This is a genomic window from Pelagibius sp., assembly GCF_965227505.1.
GTDB lineage: Bacteria > Pseudomonadota > Alphaproteobacteria > Kiloniellales > Kiloniellaceae > Pelagibius.
Window position 1 is genome coordinate 4,223,604 of record NZ_OZ245757.1, and the last position, 17,154, is coordinate 4,240,757.

Genomic DNA, 17,154 nt, shown 5'->3' on the forward strand with positions numbered 1-17,154 from the left:
TGAAACTAAACCTGAGTGAGTGGCGAAGTGAGCGAAAGGGCACATCCATGCCCGCACCCCGTCTTCGGATACCCTGCCTTGGGGCGTCCCGAACGATCATCAGAGTATAGCATGGTTCCCCCGCTCCTGCGTGAATATATGACCAATATCATCATATATACATGGAACTATTCCAAAAAACCAGTCAAATCACACATATCAGTTGGCAATTTGCTGTCGAATTGCAACACACCCTTGGTCACAGGGTGGTGAAAGCCCAGGGTTTTGGCGTGCAGGGCCTGGCGGCCGAGGCCTGAAAGGGCCCGCTGCGCGTCCTCCGGCAGTCCGCGGGCCCGCTTTGGCCCGCCCCGGCCGTAGAGCGGGTCGCCCAGCAGGCTGTGGCCGGCCTCGGCCATATGAACGCGGATCTGGTGGGTCCGGCCTGTCTTCAGGCGGCATTCCACCAGGCTGACGGCGCCGTCCCGGTAGGATTTCAGGACCTGGTAGCCGGTCTCCGCCGGACGGCCGCCGCGCTTCAGCACCGCCATTTTCTTACGGTTGCGCGGGCTGCGGCCGATGTTGCCGGTCAGGGTCCCCCGGCTTGGCAGGGGCCGGCCCCAGACGAGGCCGTGATAGCGGCGCTCGACGCTGCGGGCCGCGAACTGCTCGACCAGACCGCGGTGGGCCGCTTCGGTCTTGGCCACCACCATCAGACCGGAGGTGCCCTTGTCCAGGCGGTGGACGATGCCCGGCCGGCGTTCGCCGCCGATCCCGGTGAGCCCCGCGCCGCAGTGGGCAATGAGGGCGTTCACCAGCGTACGGTCCGGGTTCCCCGCTGCGGGGTGGACCACCAGGCCGGCGGGTTTGTTCAGCACGATCAGCGCGGCGTCCTCGTAGACGATGTCCAGCGGGATGGACTGGGCCAGAAGTGGAGTTTCCGCAGTCTCGGGCACAATGATGGCGAAACTTTGGCCGGCCTGTACCTTGGTGGCGGCGGCGGTCACCGCTGCGCCGCCAAGCCGCACATGGCCCGCCTCGATGAGCGCCTTGAGGCGGCTGCGCGAAAGCTGCGGCAGCATCTCCGCCAGCACCCTGTCGAGCCTGCGGCCCGCCTGTTCGTTGCCGACACACACCTCATATCGCTCTTGACCCGTCTTGGCGGCCATGCTTCCTCGCTTTCCTGTCCGCCCAATAAGCCTGAGGCTGCAGCCTATGCAAGCGCTGAAGATTGTCGTCATTCTCATGGCCGTCCTGATTCTGGCCGGCATGGGGCTGCTGGCCTATGGCCTGGCGACCCGGGTGGCCGGCGGCGGCGATGCCGGGGAGGGTTTCGGCGTCGTGGAGGTGCCGCTGCCGCCGGGCTGCAGCATCGCCGGGACCGAGGTGGCGGAGGGGCGCCTGATCCTGCGCCTCGACGGCCTCGCGGAGCGCGGCTGCCAGCAGGTGGTGGTCGTCGACATGGCCAGCGGCGAGGTGCTGGGCCGGCTGCGCGGGGTGACCGGCAGTGCCCAGTAGGCCCAGTCCGGGAGTTAGGCCCGGTCCGGGAGTCAGGCCCAGTCCGGGAGTCAGGCCCAGTCCGGGAGTTAGGCCCAGTCCGGGAGTTAGGTCCAATAAAGACGGAGCGGCAGCATGAACGATGGCGCCAAGGCATATGGCGGCACCGTGACGGGGCAGCCGGACGCAGCGTCGGAGGAGCCGCAATGGCTGGTCTGGGCGCGGCGCCTGCAGGCGCTCTCCCAGAGCGGCCTGCACTACTGCGACGACGTTTTCGACCGCGAGCGCTATGAGGAGATCGGCCGCATCGCCGCCCAGATCATGGCCGACCACAGTGCGACCCCGGCCGAGCGGGTGGAACGCTTCTTCAGCCAGGAGGTCGGCTACGCGACACCCAAGACCGACCTGCGCGCCGCGGCTTTCCGCGACGGCAAGATGCTGCTGGTGCGCGAGCGCAGCGACGGCCTCTGGTCGCTGCCCGGCGGCTGGGCCGACGTCGGCGAGACCGCCGCGGCCTGCATCGAGAAAGAGGTCTGGGAGGAGGCGGGCTTTCGCGCCCGCGCGGTCAAGCTGCTGGCGCTCTACGACCAGCGCAGGCACGGCGCCCGCCCGCACCCCTTTCATTCCTTCAAGGCCTTCTTCCTCTGCGAGATCCTGGAGGGGGCGCCCCGTCCCAGCATCGAGACCTCCGAAGTTGCGTTCTTCGCCGAAGACGCCCTGCCGGAGCTTTCCACCGGGCGGGTGACCGAGAGCCAGCTGAAACGCATGTTCGCCCATGCCCGCAACCCGGACTGGCCGGCCGACTTCGATTGAGGCGGGTGGGTGCGAAGGCGCCTTTGAGAAAGCCTGCTGAAGGCGCCCCCGGACCCGAGGCGCGCGGCACGCTCGAAGGACCCCAGAAGGCGCGCGCCAGCCCCCTGCCCGAAGCCGCTATGGGGCTTGCCTTGCGCCGGCCTTTGGGCTACACCACCGCCCTTCCGGCCATTGGTCCCCTTCGTCTAGTGGCCTAGGACGCCGCCCTCTCACGGCGGAAACAGGGGTTCGACTCCCCTAGGGGACGCCAAAAGTGCGCGATGGCGCGGCAGCGGCTTTCACGCCTCCGTCTTTTCGCTCTCGGGCGCGCTGTGCTCTTTCCTTTTTCATCAATTCTTTACCCTCCGCGGCGCACATTCGGGTGTGCAAAGCAACTCTAGATTGATGTGACATGCCATATCGCCCGGTGAGCCTGGCGGAGGTCCCGCCGGAGCATCCGGTCGCGGTCTTCGCCGCCAGCTGGCAGGAGGCCGCGAAAGGACGCGGGCCGCTGCCCTGGTCGGGCTTCGATCCGGCCGCTCACAAGGCCGTGCTGCCCTGGCTGCTGCTGCTCAAGCGCGACCCGGCCGCCGATCCGGCGCTGGCGCAGTCCTGGCACTACGCGCTCTGCGGCACCGGCTGCACCGAGATTTTCGGCGGCAACTCGGAGGGCAAGGCCTTCGCCGACGGCCTGCCGCCGGCGGCGGTGGCCGAGCGGCTGCGGGAACTGGCCCGGCTGGTGGATGGCGAAGGGCCGTTGTTCTCGCACAGTAATGTTCCGCTGAAGGGCCGGGAGTTCCTCAGGGTGTTCCGGGGTGCTTTTCCCTTTACCAGTGGCGAAGCACCGCAAGGTGTCGTCGACCACGTGCTCTACGTCATCGCCCGCGTGGATGAGCGTGTTCTGCAGGCACGCTGTGCGCCGCGCGCGAAACCAGGCCTGGACGCGCCGGCCCCCGAAGACGGTCTCGGCGCCGACTGACCCGCGCGGCCTGATCGGCGCTGGCTGAGCTGCGCGGGCCGACCGATACGCCCTGGTCCGCGGCGCCCTCCGGGACCGCGCGGTTCCCGTTCCCTATCCTGCCTGCGCCTGGGTCTCCTCTTGATGCCTGGGCTTCCTCTCGAGGAGTGTCATCGCGACAGCGTGGCAGCGACGGCGCTCCGCGTGGTAAGCTCCTGTCCTGTCAGGTCTGCGGAGTGACTCGCGATGGCGGTGGCGGTAGGCGTGCGTTTAGGAGTTCTGGCTCCGAAGCTGATCTGGACCGTGTTGCTTCTTGCCTCGGTCTGCTGGACGGTCGCCGTGGCCGCGCAGGAGCGGAGACCGGAGGCGACTCCGGCCCCCATTGCGACTCCTGCCGATGCGACCCCGGCCGATGCGACCCCGGCCGATGCGACAGCGGCAGATGCGGCACCTGCCGAAACGTCCGGCAACGATGCCGCGCCCGTGGCTCCTCAACGACCCACGACTCCTCAACGATCCGCACGCGGCAACGACATCCTGCGCCGGCTGCAGCGGGAGCCCCTGACGCTTTTTGACTGGGGACTTGCCAATCTGGAGCGCGATCTTCACCGCGCCAGCCAGCGTCTGGGCGAAGAGGACTATGCAAGCGTGGCGCCGCGCAGCAGCGCCACCTATCGCTGGCGCGACGGACGGATCCGTCTGTCTGCGTCGTTCTTCGTTCCTGCCGAAGCGCGCACAGCGGAAGGCTGCGTCGCCCAGTTCCGCCGCCTGGTGGGCGCCCTTGTGGCGGATGCCCCGCAGGGGCCGGACGCGGCGAGCTGGTATCTGGGCAGTGCCTTTCAGCCGAGCGGCCATTTCTGGACGAGCCGCTTCGAGGACACCGGGGCCAAGCTGCTGCAGGTGATCGACCTGCGGGTCTCGCTGCGCGCGCCGTCCTACGACAAGCTGGCCGGCGACACGCGCAGGATCGATTGCTCCGGATCCCTGGACGCCGCCGAGGAAACCTTGAGGTTCGAGGCAATTTCCTGAATTCAAAGGGCAATTTCCTCGTTTCCGCTTCGTTTCACCAGAGCGGCTCCTTCATTTCCTTTGTTTCTGATTCGCGAAATCATGGAGAAATAGACCGCCGCTAGGGTGCCCTCCCGTCGCCGGAAGTCATCTGCTTTTCCGAACCGGGAGGCCCCCTATGGCTGTAACCCAGACCCTGCTCGACGGCCCGAACCCGGTCGGGCGTCAGGCCAAGTACCGCGGCAAGCTGCCGCAGGTGGACGGCGGTCTGTTCCTGACCGATGGTGGAATCGAAACCACCCTGATTTTTCACGACGGCTTCGACCTGCCGCACTTCGCCGCTTTCGATCTGATGAAACAGCGCGAGGGCCGCGACGCCCTGCGCCGCTACTTCTCCCGCTACGCCGAGATCGCCCGGTCCAACGATCTCGGTTTTGTCTTCGAAAGCCCGACCTGGCGTGCCTCTTCCGACTGGGGCGAAAAGCTCGGGTACTCGGATGCGGATATCGCGGAGGTCAACCGCGACTCCATCACCTTCCTTGCTGCCCTGCGCGAGGACTTCGAAGGTCCGGACGCGCCCATGGTGATCAGCGGCTGTGTCGGGCCGCGCGGTGACGGTTACGACCCGGGCAGGATGATGACTGCGATGGAAGCGGAAGCCTACCACCGCAAACAGATTTCCGCCTTTGCCCGCTCCGAGGCCGACATGGTCACGGCCATCACCATGACCTACGTCGACGAAGCGATCGGCCTGGCGCGGGCGGCACAGGCCGAGGGCATGCCGGTCGTGATCTCCTTCACCGTCGAGACCGACGGACGTCTGCCGTCGGGGCAGAGCCTGATGGATGCGATCGAGGCAGTCGACGCGGCGACCGGTAACGGTCCCGCATACTTCATGATCAACTGCGCTCATCCGACACACTTCGATGAAACCCTGAAGCCGGGCGAAGCCTGGGTCAGCCGGATCAAAGGGCTGCGCGCCAACGCCTCCTGCCTCAGCCATGCCGAGCTGGACGAGGCCGAAGATCTCGACGACGGCAACCCGGACGAACTCGGTCAGCAGATCCGCGCGCTGCGCGGTGCCATGCCGCACATCACCGTGCTCGGCGGCTGCTGCGGCACCGACCATCGCCACATCACGGCGATCTGCAGGGCCTGCACCACGGCCAAGGCCGCTTAGTTCATGACCGGCGCCGCTTACCACCACGATACGGACCTCCACCCTCAGATCGGCGGCGCGGCCGGCCCTCGCTGGCCTCTGCTGGCCCTGCACAGCTCTGCCTCGCTCGGGGGGCAGTGGAAGGCGCTTGTACAGAACCTCGCCTGGGAGCGGGACGTGCTGACCCCCGACCTGCCGGGCTACGGCACCGCGGCCGAGTCCGCCACGCTGATGCACGCGGCCGACCTGGAAACCGAGGCGCGCTGGCTGCTGACCAAGACCGGTGTGCCGGGTACGGCGTTCCACCTGGTCGGCCACTCCTATGGCGGCGCGGTGGCGCTGAAGCTGGCTCTGCTTGCGCCGCAACGCGTCCGCAGCCTGACCCTGATCGAGCCGGTTCTGTTTCACCTGCTGCGCCAGGCCGGCGGCCCGGGCGCCAGGCTGGAGCGGCAGATCATCGGCGTACGCGACCGCGTGCGCGGGGCGGTGGCGGCAGGCTGGCCCGCCCACGGTATGGGCGCCTTCATCGATTTCTGGTCCGGCGAAGGGGCCTGGCACCGCATGGATCTGCCGCGCCGCCAGACTATGGCGCGCCAGGCCAAGGCGGTGCTGCGAAACTTCGAGGCGGTGCTCAGCGAAACCTGGCTGCTGGAGGATCTGGCGGGGCTGACTTTCCCCATCCAGGTGATCTGCGGGCAGCGTTCCCCTGATGTCACCCGGCAGATCGGCGATCTGCTGATCGAAGCCGCGGGCAACGTCCGCGCAACGCGCATTTTCGGGGCCGGACACATGGCGCCGGTCACCCACACCACGGCCGTGAACGCGGCGGTGATCTATCACATGGAACGGGCGGAGAAGCGCCGCATCCCGTCCGTTCCTTCAGCGCTGGCGGGCTCGCTCGTCGCCTGAATTTTTCGCAACCGAGAGGCCGCTCCAACAAAGAGCAATCAGAACAGAGGACACCAGACTATGACCACAATGAAGCCGGAATCCCTTGCCCTCCACGCCGGCTACCGCGCCGACCCCACCACCAATGCGGTGGCGGTTCCGATCTATCAGACTACTTCCTACCAGTTCAACGACTCGGCCCATGCGGCGCGGCTCTTCGACCTTTCGGAGATGGGCAACATCTACACCCGGGTCATGAACCCCACCAACGACGTCTTTGAGCAGCGCATCGCCGCGATCGAAGGCGGCGTGGCGGCGCTGGCGCTGAGTTCAGGCCAGGGGGCGACCACGCTTTCCGTGCTGAACGTCGCGCAGGCCGGCGACAACATCGTCAGCTCGACCGATCTCTACGGCGGCACCTGGAACCTCTTCGCCAACACCATGAAGACCATGGGGATCGAGGTGCGCTTCGTCGACCCCGAGGATCCGGAGAACTTCCGCCGCGCCACCGACGAACGGACCCGCGCCTACTACGCCGAAACCCTGCCGAACCCGAAGCTGCAGGTCTTCCCGATCCGCGAGGTGGCGGCCATCGGCGAGGAGCTTGGCGTGCCGCTGATCATGGATAACACGGCCTCGCCGATCATCTGCCGCCCCTTCGATCACGGGGCCCACATCATCGTGCATTCCTGCACCAAGTACATCGGCGGCCATGGCAACTCCATCGGCGGCGTGATTGTCGACAGCGGCAGCTTCGACTGGGTGAAGCACGCCGAGCGCTTCCCGCTGCTGAACCAGCCGGACCCCAGCTATCACGGCGCGGTCTGGACGGAAGCCACCAAGGAACTGGGCCCGGTCGCCTACATCGTGAAGGCCCGCTGTACCCTGCAGCGCGACCTTGGCCTTGCGCTCAGCCCCTTCAACACCTTCAACTTCATCCAGGGCCTGGAGACGCTTTCGTTGCGCATTCGCGAGCATTGCAGCAATGCCCAGGCGGTGGCTGACTTTTTGGCCAAGGATCCACGCGTCGCCAGGGTCATCTATCCCGGGATGACGCCGGAGGACCGCAGCGAACGCACCGAGACCTACCTGCCGGAGGGCAAGGGCGGCCTCGTCGGCTTCGAGATCAAGGACGCGACGACCGAGACCGGCGCGGCCTTCATCGACGCCCTGCAGATGATCTACCACGTCGCCAACATCGGCGACACGCGCACCCTGGCCATCCACCCGGCCAGCACGACGCATCAGCAGCTGAAGCCGGAGGAACAGCTCGCCACCGGCGTGACCCCGGGCTACCTGCGCCTTTCCGTCGGCATCGAGCACATCGACGACATCCTGGCCGACCTCGACCAGGCCCTGACCGCCGCTGTCAAAGGCACCGCCCGGGCGGCCTGACCGCCTGACGGAGATCCGGGCTCGAGGGATCGGGCCCGGACCCTGGTTTTCTCGTTACCTCCCAGCCCACTCCGGGGCGGCCTCTCGCGCAGAGGCCGCCCCATTCTTCTCCTGCCCTTGACGTGCTTCGCCCGGTCCTCAATTCTGGCGTCCGGTTGGCAAGCAATACAGGCGGAAGAGGGCGGTCATGCGCATTTCAGAGGAAACCAAAGGCGTTTACATCATCGCGGCGACGCCCTTCGCCGAGGACGGGGCACTGGACCTGGCCAGCGCCGAGAGCCTCACCGACTTCTACCTGCAGGCCGGCGTCCACGGCATGACTATCCTCGGCATCATGGGGGAGGCGCCGAAACTCACGGCGGAGGAGTCCGTCACCTTCCTTTCCACCGTGCTGGCGCGGGTCGCCGGGCGGGTGCCGGTCATCGTCGGGGTCTCCAATCCCGGCCTCGATAACCTGGCGCGCTTGGCCCACACCGCCATGGAAAAGGGTGCCGCCGGCGTCATGGTCGCGCCCTTTCCGGGCCTCAACACCGAAACCAAGCTGCTGAACTACTACGCCCAGGTCTGCGAAGCCCTGGGCCCCGAGGTGCCGCTGGTCTATCAGGACTATCCCCAGACGACCTCGGTGCCGATCTCGGTGGAGACCTTGAACACCCTGATCGAGCGCCACCCGCAGCTCGTCATGCTGAAGCACGAGGACGCGCCGGGTCTCGCCAAGATCACCGGGCTGCGCCGGAGCGCGGAGCGCGACGGGCGGCGGCGCATTTCCATTCTGGTCGGCAACGGCGGCATCCACTACCCGCAGGAACTGGCGCGCGGGGTCGACGGCGCGATGACCGGTTTCGCCTATCCGGAGATGCTGGTGCAGGTCTACGACCTCTTCACTTCGGGCAAGGCGGAGGCGGCGGAAGACCTCTTCGATGCCTACCTGCCCCTGGTGCGCCATGAGCTGCAGCCGGGCCTGGGCTTGGCCATCCGCAAGGAGGTGCTGCGCCGCCGCGGCGCCATCGCCTCGGCCAAGGTCCGCGCGCCGGGGCCCACACTATCCGCAGAAGACGCGGCGGAACTCACCCATCTCATTGCGCGCATGGAGGCGCGGCGCTCCACCCTCGGCCTCGCGGCGTGAGCGATTTCGATCTGATCGTCCGCGGCGGCACGCTCGCCACCGCCAGCGAGACCTTCGCCGCCGATATCGCGGTGAGGGATGGCCGCATCGCCGCGCTGGGAACCGATCTCGGCACGGCGGCGCGGGTGATCGACGCCGGCGGTCTTCTGGTGCTGCCGGGCGGGGTGGATGCCCACTGCCATGTGGAGCAGATGTCGTCGACGCGCATCTGGACGGCGGACGACTTCCATTCCGGCAGCGTGTCGGCGGCCTTCGGCGGCACCACCACGTTTCTGCCCTTCGCTGCCCAGCACCGCGGCCAGTCGCTGCGCGAGGTGGTGAAGGACGCGGAGGAACGCTGCGCCCCCAAGGCCGTCATCGACTACGCCTTTCACCTCATCATCTCCGATCCGACGGCGCAGGTGCTGGGTCAGGAGCTGCCGGCGCTCATCGCCGACGGCTACACCTCCTTCAAGGTCTACATGACCTACGACCTGCTGAAGATCGACGACCGGCAGATGCTGGATGTGCTCTGCGTGGCGCGGGAGAACGGCGCCACCACCATGGTCCACGCCGAGAACAACGAGGTCATCTCCTGGATCAGCGAGCGCCTGCTGGACCGCGGTTACGGCGCGCCGAAGTACCACGCCGTCAGCCATCCGCGCATCGCCGAGAGCGAGGCCACCAGCCGCGCGATCCAACTGGCGCGCCTGGTGGATGCGCGGCTTTTGATCGTTCACGTCTCGGCGCCGGAGGCGGCTGCGGCAATCCTCGCCGCGCGCAACGCCGGCCTCAAGATCTATGGCGAGACCTGCCCGCAGTACCTCTTTCTGACGGCGGAAGATCTGGACCGCGAGGGCATGGAGGGGGCCAAGTTCTGCTGCTCCCCGCCGCCGCGCGACAAGGCGGCACAGGACGCGATCTGGCAGGGCCTGCGGAACGGCACCTTCCAGGTCTTTTCCTCCGACCATGCGCCCTACCGCATGGACGCGTCCGGCAAGCTGAAACACGGGCCGAACGCCACCTTCAAGCAGCTCGCCAACGGGGTGCCGGGCCTGGAACTGCGCCTGCCGCTGCTGTTTTCCGAAGGCGTCGGCAAGGGGCGGCTGAGCCTCAATGAGTTCGTCGCGCTGACGGCAACCAACCCGGCGAAGATCTACGGCCTGCACCCGCGCAAAGGCAGTCTCGCCGTGGGCGCCGATGCCGACCTCACCCTCTGGGACCCGACCTGGAAGCGGACGATCACCTACGACATGCTGCACGACAACGCCGGCTACACGCCCTACGAGGGCATGACCCTGACCGGCTGGCCGCGGTTCGTGGTCTCGCGCGGCCGGGTCATCGTCGAGGACGAGACACTGAACGCCGAACGCGGTTCCGGCGACCACATCAGGCGGGCGCCGGAGATTGCCGCGCCGGGCGCCCGCGAGCCGGAACTCGATCCGGCCCGCAACTTCGGCGCGGACCTGTTGTAGGCCTTGTCCAAGCGCATCGTCATCGTCAATCCCAACTCTACCGTTGCGGTGACGGAGGGGATCAGTGCGGCGGTGGACGACCTGCGCCGGACGGACGGTCCGGCCATCGACTGCGTGACGCTCGAAGAGGGGCCGCCGGCGATTGAAACCCAGGATCATATCGACGGGGTGGTGGCGCCGATGCTGGCGCGGCTGAAGGCCGAGGCGGCGGATGCATCGGTCATCGCCTGCTTCAGTGATCCGGGCCTTGCGGCCGCGCGGACACAGATGGAAAAGCCGGTCTTCGGCATCGCCGAGAGCGCCTTTCGCCAGGCCCTGACCCGGGGCCGGCGCTTTGGTATCCTTGCGATCCTGGAGGCTTCCGCCGTCCGTCATCGCCGCTACGTCGCCACGCTTGGCCTCGGCGAGGCTTTTGCCGAGAGCCGGCCTCTCGATCTCGGCGTTCTGGACCTGCAGGACCGTGACCGGACCTTCGCGCGCCTGGTCGAGGTCGGCAGCGCCCTGCGCGACCGCGACGGCGCCGATGTCCTGGTGTTGGGCTGCGCCGGCATGGCCGGCTATCCGGCGGATCTGGCCGATTCCCTCGGCATTCCGGTGATCGAGCCCTGCCGGGCGGCCGCCGGAGCGGCGCTGGCGAGTCTGGAGGAGGCGCGCCGGGCTTGACTGTGCTAGAACCCGGCCCAGCTTCCCTAGAACAGTCAGATCAGAGGACCGGAAACATGAGCGAGCGGCTTTGGAGGGTTTATCTCTCCGGTGAGATCCACACCGACTGGCGCGAACAGATCGCCGAGGGGGTGGCTGCCGTCGGGCTGCCGGTGCGCCTGGATGCGCCCGTGACCGTGCATGCGGACAGCGACGACTGTGGTGCCGTCATCCTGGGCGAGGAGGACAAGCCTTTCTGGCGCGACCAGAAGGGTTCGCGCATGAACGCAATCCGCACCCGCACCTTGATCGGCGAGGCCGACGTGGTGGTGGTGCGCTTCGGCGACAAGTACCGACAGTGGAACGCCGCCTTCGACGCCGGCACCGCCGCCGCGCTGGGCAAGGCGCTCATCACCCTGCACGATCCGGCCCTGACCCACGCCCTGAAGGAGGTCGACGGCGCCGCCCTGGCGGTCTGCGAAACCCCGCAGCAGGTGGTGCAGACCTTGGCTTACGTCATCCGCGGCGAACTGCCCGGCCGCAGCGGCAGCCTGGCGGCGGAGTAGGGAAGCTATATACAGAGACTGCCCTGCTTAGTAAGACAGAATTTCGAAATCGAGCGGTTGGGATTCGTAGATCATTTGGGCTTCGAATGCTCGAGCGTCGTCCACAAACTCGAATGGTTCGTTCTTCTCGTAGCCTTCGGGCAAAATGACTTTGCTTAGCTGCTCCTGAATCTCTGTCCTCACCTTCTCTGCTGATACAAGCATCCTCGACTGGTCTTCTAAGACTATGAATACCGCCAAAGTTTTGTGTGGAGCGTCCCAGCGTGGGGCAGCACGAACCCGGATCTCTCGAATTGATCTATAGATGTCTGCCATAGGTGAGTTTGGGTTTGAGTGCTTGGAACGAACATGCTTGTGGAATTTTTGGAAAGCTTTGGCAAAGTCATCTGGGAATGCAAATCGGCCGAATTTGCGCTCAACGGCCTTGCCGAACCTAATCCTTGATTGTTCTTCATTGAAGCCGGGATGCCGATTCCAACCTAGCAATAGCCGCTTACTGACACACATTGTGCAGCCTAGGTCTGCTGCTACTAGCTCCTCTGTATGGTGTTCAATTCTAGCAAACTTTGCGCTTGCGCCCCGCTGCATTTCGCTTAGCGCGGAAGGAGCTAATCGGACAAGAGGGCTTACAGTGACATAACTGCGATCAGGATCGCTGTCTGGACTAATGACTATGTCGCAGGTTTGCGAAATCAGCACTAGCCCAATAACTTCTCGCTCGTTTACGTGGGTTGTCTCGATGGCAGCATAAGGCAGATCCGAGCCTTTTTCGGCAGGGTCAAAGAAAGTGAAGCCATCTATGCCATCAACATAGTCACCCTGTCTCCACTCGTAGAGACCCGCAAACTCGTCTTGCTCTCCTTGGTTCTCCGACAGGGTAGTCAAACCTTAGCAACCTTATCTTCGTTTGACAGGAACCCTTCGCTGCCGAACAGGTTTTGAAGCGGGCTTGTCCGCAGAGCCTAATTGTTGTTCATCTTCATTGATTGGTTCGGCAAGTCTGTCGCTGAGTCGCAACGGCCCATAAGCCTCGATCCATTCCTGATCCACGCTAGTCTTTGGATAGTTCGCTCGTCCCTTGCCTTTTCCGCCGATGCGTCTTGCTTCATCGAATTGGTCTGTAGCAATCAGTTCGAAGACGGTTCTTCCGTCAGGAGTTGATGAGAAAAGCAGGTCACGGTTAGAATGCACCATCCCTCGATCAAGATATCGAAGAGTGGCGAGCGTATCTGCAACACTCTTTTCGTTCTTTTTGCTAATCGGCTTTCCTGCTGACCAGTTGTGGAGCGACCTTCTCTCAACGTTCAGCAGCTTTGCAAGCTCGTCCCAAGTCAGTCCGGCAATTCGCCGGAGCTCAATAAGCCGCAAACGTGTTGTTGAGCCACTAACTTCTTGGTTCGCGGTTACTTCAAACTCTGTTTCCTTTTCAAGCTGAGCGGTGATCAATTCGGATTCGCCATAGAGATCTTCGACATACGCTTTACAGAGCCTTTCAAAGAACTCTTTGTCGAAAACCTCAGAGTCTGAAGATGTTTGTGTTGCGGTGCTTACGAGAAACAGCAGGTTTTGCCAGCTTTCACCAAACTCAGAATCAGATCGATCAGTCGCAAAACCCCTAATGCTGGGTAACGTGATTTGAACCGGCACCACGACATGCTCGGAGGTGCTGGCGTTCGAAGTCCCCCTGTCACTCAAAGAGACAAACTGCCCATCATCGTCAGATGGGTCCAGGAGGGCTAGATTGTTCACGCATCGCCTCCGTAGGTTCTAAGGAACTCGTCTTTCACCGCCCAACGGAAAAATGCGTAAACCCTAGTAGCTAATGCAAGAGCAACGCCCTGAACCTCTTCACCATTGAAGGGTGTTTGTTGGTCGGGAAACTCCTTATATGCGTCTAGATCCAACATCCATGATTTCTCAGGAACTGCAGGCATCATAACTGCGTCATGTGTTGCGTTCTCCTGCATCAATCCCCAACGCACTAAGAGGTAACCTTCTTCCACTTCGCAAAGGGTTTCATTCAGACTTCTAACAAGATGCTCATGTAATTCTGAGGTTGAAAATCCGACTAACTCAGGTCGAACCAAGTCTCCAAGTCTGGTAAGTGGTTCATCTTTGATGTGATCCACATAACGCACTCCAACACGAGTTACGCGGCTTGGGCTGAATACATTGGATACTACCTTAAGAAGGAAACCAAGGCGATCATTAAAATCTTGACGAGATTCATACGCTTTCGTTTCTAAGCTCATGAAATCAGTGGTTAGTGACACTCGCCACTTCCTCAAATCATCCTCGAAGCGCCAAACTGGTGTTACCTTTGCTTGTGGAACAGACCCACTTACCTGTAGTGAGATATTCTGTTCTTCTTTAGCAATAGGAAATTCGTTGCGAATTCTCTCATGAAAATCAGCAATAGAACTTTGGTTTGATGCTGCAAAGACATGCGTAAAGCGAACCTGGCAAAGCACCGTAGTAAGAGGTGCATTTAGTAGCGGGATTTGCTGTGGTGCTGGACCGAATAAGGGATCTTCTTGAATTCTGCCCATTCCACATTGACTCCTGATCCAGATCGCTCGCCGTCACATTATGTGAAATAGAATGTGAAATAAACCTTGCCAACAGCAAATCCACAAGTTTTCCACATGCAAATGTATTGCAATCTACGGTTTTTAAAAAGCTCACACTATAATGTGTTGGTTTTGCGATGTTCTGTCGTTTCGACGCCCATAGGATGATCCCAAGCAGGTTCCAAATCTACTCATACTGCCCACAAAGTGCGATCGACCACACTACGTCCAGGCAACAATCTCGGCGACCAAGCGCCTGAGGTCGGCGCGCAGGGGCTCGAAGCCCTCGGTCTTGGTAATCGTCTTTTCATCCATATAGAGCGCGCGCTTCATTTCGATCTGCAGGGAGTGGCGGTTCTCGGCGGGTCGTCCGTGGGCACGGAGGATCTCGGCGCCCTTGTAGGGATCGTTCACCGAAACGCTGTAGCCGAGGGCGCGCAGGCGCCCGGCGACGAAGTCGGTGAACGCGGGGTCGCAGCTCTGCCCTTCGAGATCGCCCAGCACCATGTCCGGGCGTTCGGCCCCGGGACCATCTGGTGTGATCGCGGTGCCGACCGACTTCATCGAGTGGACGTTGAGATGCCAGACAACGCCGTGGCGCGCATGGACCGCATCCAACCGGTCCTGCAGCGCCCGGCGGTAGGGTTTCCAGCAGCGCTCGATGCGCGCCCGCAGAGCGGCGACGGTGAGCGGCCGGTCGAGAAGGGGGCTGCCGTCGCCGGTCTTTGCGCGGAAGAGGCCGATGCCGAGCGCGGTCTTGGGGCCGGGATCGAGCGGCTCCGGCCAGGGCCCGTCCAGCAGCGCCGGGTCGACGTCGTCGAGGCGGCGGTTGGGGTCGATATAGGCGCGCGGAAAGCGGGCGGCGAGCAGCCCGGCGCCCTGGGCCGGGGCCTCGCCGAAGAGCATATCCACCAGCCAGTCCTCGGCGCCGCGCAGGACAAGCGCCGGCACGGCGGTGCGGAAGTCCTCCGGATAGACACGGCCCGAATGGGGCGAGTCGATCAGGACAGGGGAAGGCCGCCCGGCAGCGGTGAAATCGAAGGCCCGGTCGTCGAAGGGCGGCGCTGCGGTCTCCGGCGCCGGCTCAGCCGTCATTGAGGTGGCAGGCGGAGAGGCGGCCCGGGGCGATCTCCTTCAGGACCGGGCGTTCGCGCGCGCAGCGCTCCGTCGCGAAGGGGCAGCGCGGGTGGAAATGGCAGCCGCTGGGCGGATCGAGGGGCGAGGGGATCTCCCCCTTCACCGGCGTGTAGGCGCGCTTGCGCAGGTCGATGCGCGGCACCTCGGCCAGCAGGGCCTGGGTGTAGGGATGGTTGGGCTGCTCGAAGAGTTCGTCGGTGGGCGCCACCTCGACCACGCGCCCCAGGTACATGATGACGATGCGGTCGGAGATGTGCTCGACCACCGAGAGGTCGTGGCTGATGAAGAGATAGGTGAGGTCCAGGTCTTCGCGCAGATCCATGAAGAGGTTGATGACCTGGGCCTGGATGGAGACATCGAGGGCCGCGATGGCCTCGTCGCAGACCAGGAAGCGCGGCTTGACGGCCAGCGCCCGGGCGATGCCGATGCGTTGGCGCTGGCCACCGGAGAACTGGTGCGGATAGCGGCGGCGGAAGTCGGCATCGAGGCCGACCCGCAGCATCACGTCGGCGACGTAGTCGTCCATCTCCTTGGGCGCGATCATGCCGTGCACCTTGGGCGCCTCGCCGATGATGTCGAGCACGCGCATGCGCGGGTCGAGGGAGGCGAAGGGATCCTGGAAGATCATCTGTACGGCCAGCGCCGTCTCGCGGGAGACCGGCTTGCCGTCCTGCCAGATCGGCCTGCCGTCGAAGGTCAGGTTGCCTGCGCTCGGCGGCAGGATCCCGGCGACCATGCGCCCGAAGGTGGACTTGCCGCAGCCGGACTCGCCGACCAACCCGACCACCTCGCCCGGCGCGATCGCCAGATTGACGCCGTCCACGGCATGGACCGTCTCCTCGCGGATGTCCGCGCCGAGGCGCTGGGCGATCCTGCCGGCGAGGTCGAGGGTCTTGACGAAGCGCTTGCTGACCTCTTCGGCGGTGAGGATGGGCGCTGCGGCGGCGCTTTGTTGCTGAAGGGCCTCGCTCATGCCGCCTCTCCGTCGCGCGGCCGGCCCGCCAGGGGCCGCACGCAGCGCACCAGACGCCCGTCGTCGATGCGCTGTTCGGAAGGTTCCTCCTCGCAGGCGATATCGGCATGGGGGCAGCGGCTGCGGAAGGCGCAGCCGTCCGGCAGGTTCAGCAGCGAGGGCGTCATGCCGGGAATCTGGAACAAGCGCTCGCCGCGCTGGTTGCGCCCGGGCACCGAGCCGATGAGGCCGGACGTATAGGGATGTGCAGGCTGATCGAGCACCCGGTCGACGCTGCCCTGCTCGACGATCTTGCCCGCATACATGACCGAAATCTGGTCCGCCAGACCGGCCACCACGGCCAGATCATGGGTGATCCAGATCAGCGCCGTGCCGGTATCGCGGCAGAGGTTCTGCGCCTCATAGAGGATCTGGCCCTGGATGGTCACGTCGAGGGCCGTGGTCGGCTCGTCGGCGATGATCAGGTCCGGTTCGTTCAAGAAGGCAATGGCAATGGCGACGCGCTGGCGCATGCCGCCGGAGAACTGGTGCGGGTAGGAGGCAAGACGCTCGTCCGGCGCGGCGATGCCGACCCGCACCAGAGCCTCGCGCGCGATATCCAGCGCCCGCTCCTTGGAGACATCGCGGTGGGCCAGCACCGCCTCGGTCATCTGGGTGTCGACCCTGAGCACCGGATTGAGGGTCATCATCGGGTCCTGGAAGATCATGGCGATCTTGGACCCCCGCAGCTTGCGCTGCTCCTCCTCGGGAAGGTGCACGAGGTCGCGGCCCTGAAACAGGATCTGACCGTCGACAATGCGGCCCGGCTGGTCGACGAGGCCGAGGATGGAAAAGCCAGTGATGGACTTGCCGCTGCCGGACTCGCCCACCAGGCCCAGGACTTCGCCGGGCGCCACGTCGAAGCTGATGCCGTCGACTGCCTTGACCACGCCTTCCTTGGTGAAGAAGTGGGTCTTGAGGTTGCGGACCGAAAGCGTCGGCTCGCCCCGTCCTCCTGTCGTTGGCACGCTCAT

At 64.5% G+C, this 17,154-nt stretch carries 18 protein-coding genes and 1 tRNA gene; 12 read left to right on the forward strand and 7 right to left on the reverse strand.

What is annotated here, in order from left to right; all coding sequences use genetic code 11:
* Positions 1-167 precede the first annotated feature (167 nt).
* Positions 168-1,145, reverse strand: a complete 978-nt coding sequence (locus tag ACO06P_RS19885; RefSeq protein WP_420346962.1) for an RluA family pseudouridine synthase — start codon at positions 1,143-1,145, stop codon at positions 168-170.
* Between the two features lie 46 nt (positions 1,146-1,191).
* Here ACO06P_RS19885 and ACO06P_RS19890 point away from each other — a divergent pair, with 46 nt between their 5' ends.
* From ACO06P_RS19890 to ACO06P_RS19945, 12 genes are all read left to right on the forward strand, one after another.
* Positions 1,192-1,494: a hypothetical protein gene (locus tag ACO06P_RS19890; protein WP_420346963.1), complete on the forward strand. Its 303-nt coding sequence runs from the start codon at positions 1,192-1,194 to the stop codon at positions 1,492-1,494.
* Positions 1,495-1,608: 114 nt separating this feature from the next.
* A complete protein-coding gene (locus tag ACO06P_RS19895) occupies positions 1,609-2,286 on the forward strand; it encodes an NUDIX hydrolase (protein WP_420346964.1) in 678 nt (225 codons plus the stop codon).
* Positions 2,287-2,460: 174 nt separating this feature from the next.
* Positions 2,461-2,536: transfer RNA gene (locus tag ACO06P_RS19900), tRNA-Glu, on the forward strand.
* Between the two features lie 141 nt (positions 2,537-2,677).
* Positions 2,678-3,244, forward strand: a complete 567-nt coding sequence (locus tag ACO06P_RS19905) for a hypothetical protein (protein ID WP_420346965.1) — start codon at positions 2,678-2,680, stop codon at positions 3,242-3,244.
* A 225-nt stretch (positions 3,245-3,469) separates the two neighbouring features.
* Positions 3,470-4,252: a hypothetical protein gene (locus ACO06P_RS19910; protein WP_420346966.1), complete on the forward strand. Its 783-nt coding sequence runs from the start codon at positions 3,470-3,472 to the stop codon at positions 4,250-4,252.
* Positions 4,253-4,409: 157 nt separating this feature from the next.
* Positions 4,410-5,411: a homocysteine S-methyltransferase family protein gene (locus ACO06P_RS19915; RefSeq protein WP_420346967.1), complete on the forward strand. Its 1,002-nt coding sequence runs from the start codon at positions 4,410-4,412 to the stop codon at positions 5,409-5,411.
* 3 nt (positions 5,412-5,414) lie between these two features.
* Positions 5,415-6,299 (forward strand): alpha/beta fold hydrolase, encoded by an 885-nt coding sequence (locus ACO06P_RS19920; protein WP_420346968.1) that lies wholly within the window; start codon positions 5,415-5,417, stop codon positions 6,297-6,299.
* Between the two features lie 60 nt (positions 6,300-6,359).
* The gene (locus ACO06P_RS19925) at positions 6,360-7,673 is read left to right on the forward strand and encodes an O-acetylhomoserine aminocarboxypropyltransferase/cysteine synthase family protein (RefSeq protein ID WP_420346969.1); all 1,314 of its coding nucleotides are present in this window, start codon (positions 6,360-6,362) and stop codon (positions 7,671-7,673) included.
* Between the two features lie 187 nt (positions 7,674-7,860).
* Positions 7,861-8,799, forward strand: a complete 939-nt coding sequence (locus tag ACO06P_RS19930) for a dihydrodipicolinate synthase family protein (RefSeq protein WP_420346970.1) — start codon at positions 7,861-7,863, stop codon at positions 8,797-8,799.
* Entirely contained in the window at positions 8,796-10,253 is a 1,458-nt protein-coding gene (gene hydA / locus ACO06P_RS19935) for a dihydropyrimidinase (protein WP_420346971.1), read from the forward strand. Before ACO06P_RS19930 ends, hydA begins: the two co-directional genes overlap by 4 nt.
* 3 nt (positions 10,254-10,256) lie before the next feature.
* A complete protein-coding gene (locus ACO06P_RS19940) occupies positions 10,257-10,916 on the forward strand; it encodes an aspartate/glutamate racemase family protein (RefSeq protein WP_420346972.1) in 660 nt (219 codons plus the stop codon).
* Positions 10,917-10,972: 56 nt separating this feature from the next.
* Positions 10,973-11,461 carry a YtoQ family protein gene (locus ACO06P_RS19945; RefSeq protein WP_420346973.1) on the forward strand — a complete coding sequence of 163 codons (489 nt, stop codon included), beginning with the start codon at positions 10,973-10,975 and terminating at the stop codon, positions 11,459-11,461.
* A 27-nt stretch (positions 11,462-11,488) separates the two neighbouring features.
* On the opposite strand, the gene ACO06P_RS19950 is transcribed toward ACO06P_RS19945, so the two are convergent.
* The 6 genes from ACO06P_RS19950 to ACO06P_RS19975 form a co-directional block, all read right to left on the reverse strand.
* Entirely contained in the window at positions 11,489-12,346 is an 858-nt protein-coding gene (locus ACO06P_RS19950; RefSeq protein ID WP_420346974.1) for a hypothetical protein, read from the reverse strand.
* A 12-nt stretch (positions 12,347-12,358) separates the two neighbouring features.
* Positions 12,359-13,210: a hypothetical protein gene (locus tag ACO06P_RS19955; RefSeq protein WP_420346975.1), complete on the reverse strand. Its 852-nt coding sequence runs from the start codon at positions 13,208-13,210 to the stop codon at positions 12,359-12,361.
* The gene (locus ACO06P_RS19960; protein ID WP_420346976.1) at positions 13,207-14,010 is read right to left on the reverse strand and encodes a TIGR04255 family protein; all 804 of its coding nucleotides are present in this window, start codon (positions 14,008-14,010) and stop codon (positions 13,207-13,209) included. Before ACO06P_RS19960 ends, ACO06P_RS19955 begins: the two co-directional genes overlap by 4 nt.
* Positions 14,011-14,253: 243 nt before the next feature.
* On the reverse strand, positions 14,254-15,126 hold the full coding sequence (locus tag ACO06P_RS19965) for an N-formylglutamate amidohydrolase (protein WP_420346977.1): 873 nt from the start codon (positions 15,124-15,126) through the stop codon (positions 14,254-14,256).
* Entirely contained in the window at positions 15,116-16,141 is a 1,026-nt protein-coding gene (locus tag ACO06P_RS19970; RefSeq protein ID WP_420346978.1) for an ABC transporter ATP-binding protein, read from the reverse strand. Before ACO06P_RS19970 ends, ACO06P_RS19965 begins: the two co-directional genes overlap by 11 nt.
* Entirely contained in the window at positions 16,138-17,154 is a 1,017-nt protein-coding gene (locus ACO06P_RS19975; protein WP_420346979.1) for an ABC transporter ATP-binding protein, read from the reverse strand. The genes ACO06P_RS19970 and ACO06P_RS19975 overlap by 4 nt, the downstream gene beginning before the upstream one ends.

Coding starts and splice junctions, on each gene's coding strand:
- ACO06P_RS19885 (WP_420346962.1), bottom strand. CDS start 1,145: ATGGCCGCCAAGACGGGTCAAGAGCGATATGAGGTGTGTGTCGGCAAC.
- ACO06P_RS19905 (WP_420346965.1), top strand. CDS start 2,678: ATGCCATATCGCCCGGTGAGCCTGGCGGAGGTCCCGCCGGAGCATCCG.
- ACO06P_RS19890 (WP_420346963.1), top strand. CDS start 1,192: ATGCAAGCGCTGAAGATTGTCGTCATTCTCATGGCCGTCCTGATTCTG.
- ACO06P_RS19970 (WP_420346978.1), bottom strand. CDS start 16,141: ATGAGCGAGGCCCTTCAGCAACAAAGCGCCGCCGCAGCGCCCATCCTC.
- ACO06P_RS19925 (WP_420346969.1), top strand. CDS start 6,360: ATGACCACAATGAAGCCGGAATCCCTTGCCCTCCACGCCGGCTACCGC.
- ACO06P_RS19960 (WP_420346976.1), bottom strand. CDS start 14,010: ATGGGCAGAATTCAAGAAGATCCCTTATTCGGTCCAGCACCACAGCAA.
- ACO06P_RS19975 (WP_420346979.1), bottom strand. CDS start 17,154: ATGAGCGTGCCAACGACAGGAGGACGGGGCGAGCCGACGCTTTCGGTC.
- ACO06P_RS19910 (WP_420346966.1), top strand. CDS start 3,470: ATGGCGGTGGCGGTAGGCGTGCGTTTAGGAGTTCTGGCTCCGAAGCTG.
- ACO06P_RS19915 (WP_420346967.1), top strand. CDS start 4,410: ATGGCTGTAACCCAGACCCTGCTCGACGGCCCGAACCCGGTCGGGCGT.
- ACO06P_RS19945 (WP_420346973.1), top strand. CDS start 10,973: ATGAGCGAGCGGCTTTGGAGGGTTTATCTCTCCGGTGAGATCCACACC.
- ACO06P_RS19930 (WP_420346970.1), top strand. CDS start 7,861: ATGCGCATTTCAGAGGAAACCAAAGGCGTTTACATCATCGCGGCGACG.
- ACO06P_RS19895 (WP_420346964.1), top strand. CDS start 1,609: ATGAACGATGGCGCCAAGGCATATGGCGGCACCGTGACGGGGCAGCCG.
- ACO06P_RS19965 (WP_420346977.1), bottom strand. CDS start 15,126: ATGACGGCTGAGCCGGCGCCGGAGACCGCAGCGCCGCCCTTCGACGAC.
- ACO06P_RS19920 (WP_420346968.1), top strand. CDS start 5,415: ATGACCGGCGCCGCTTACCACCACGATACGGACCTCCACCCTCAGATC.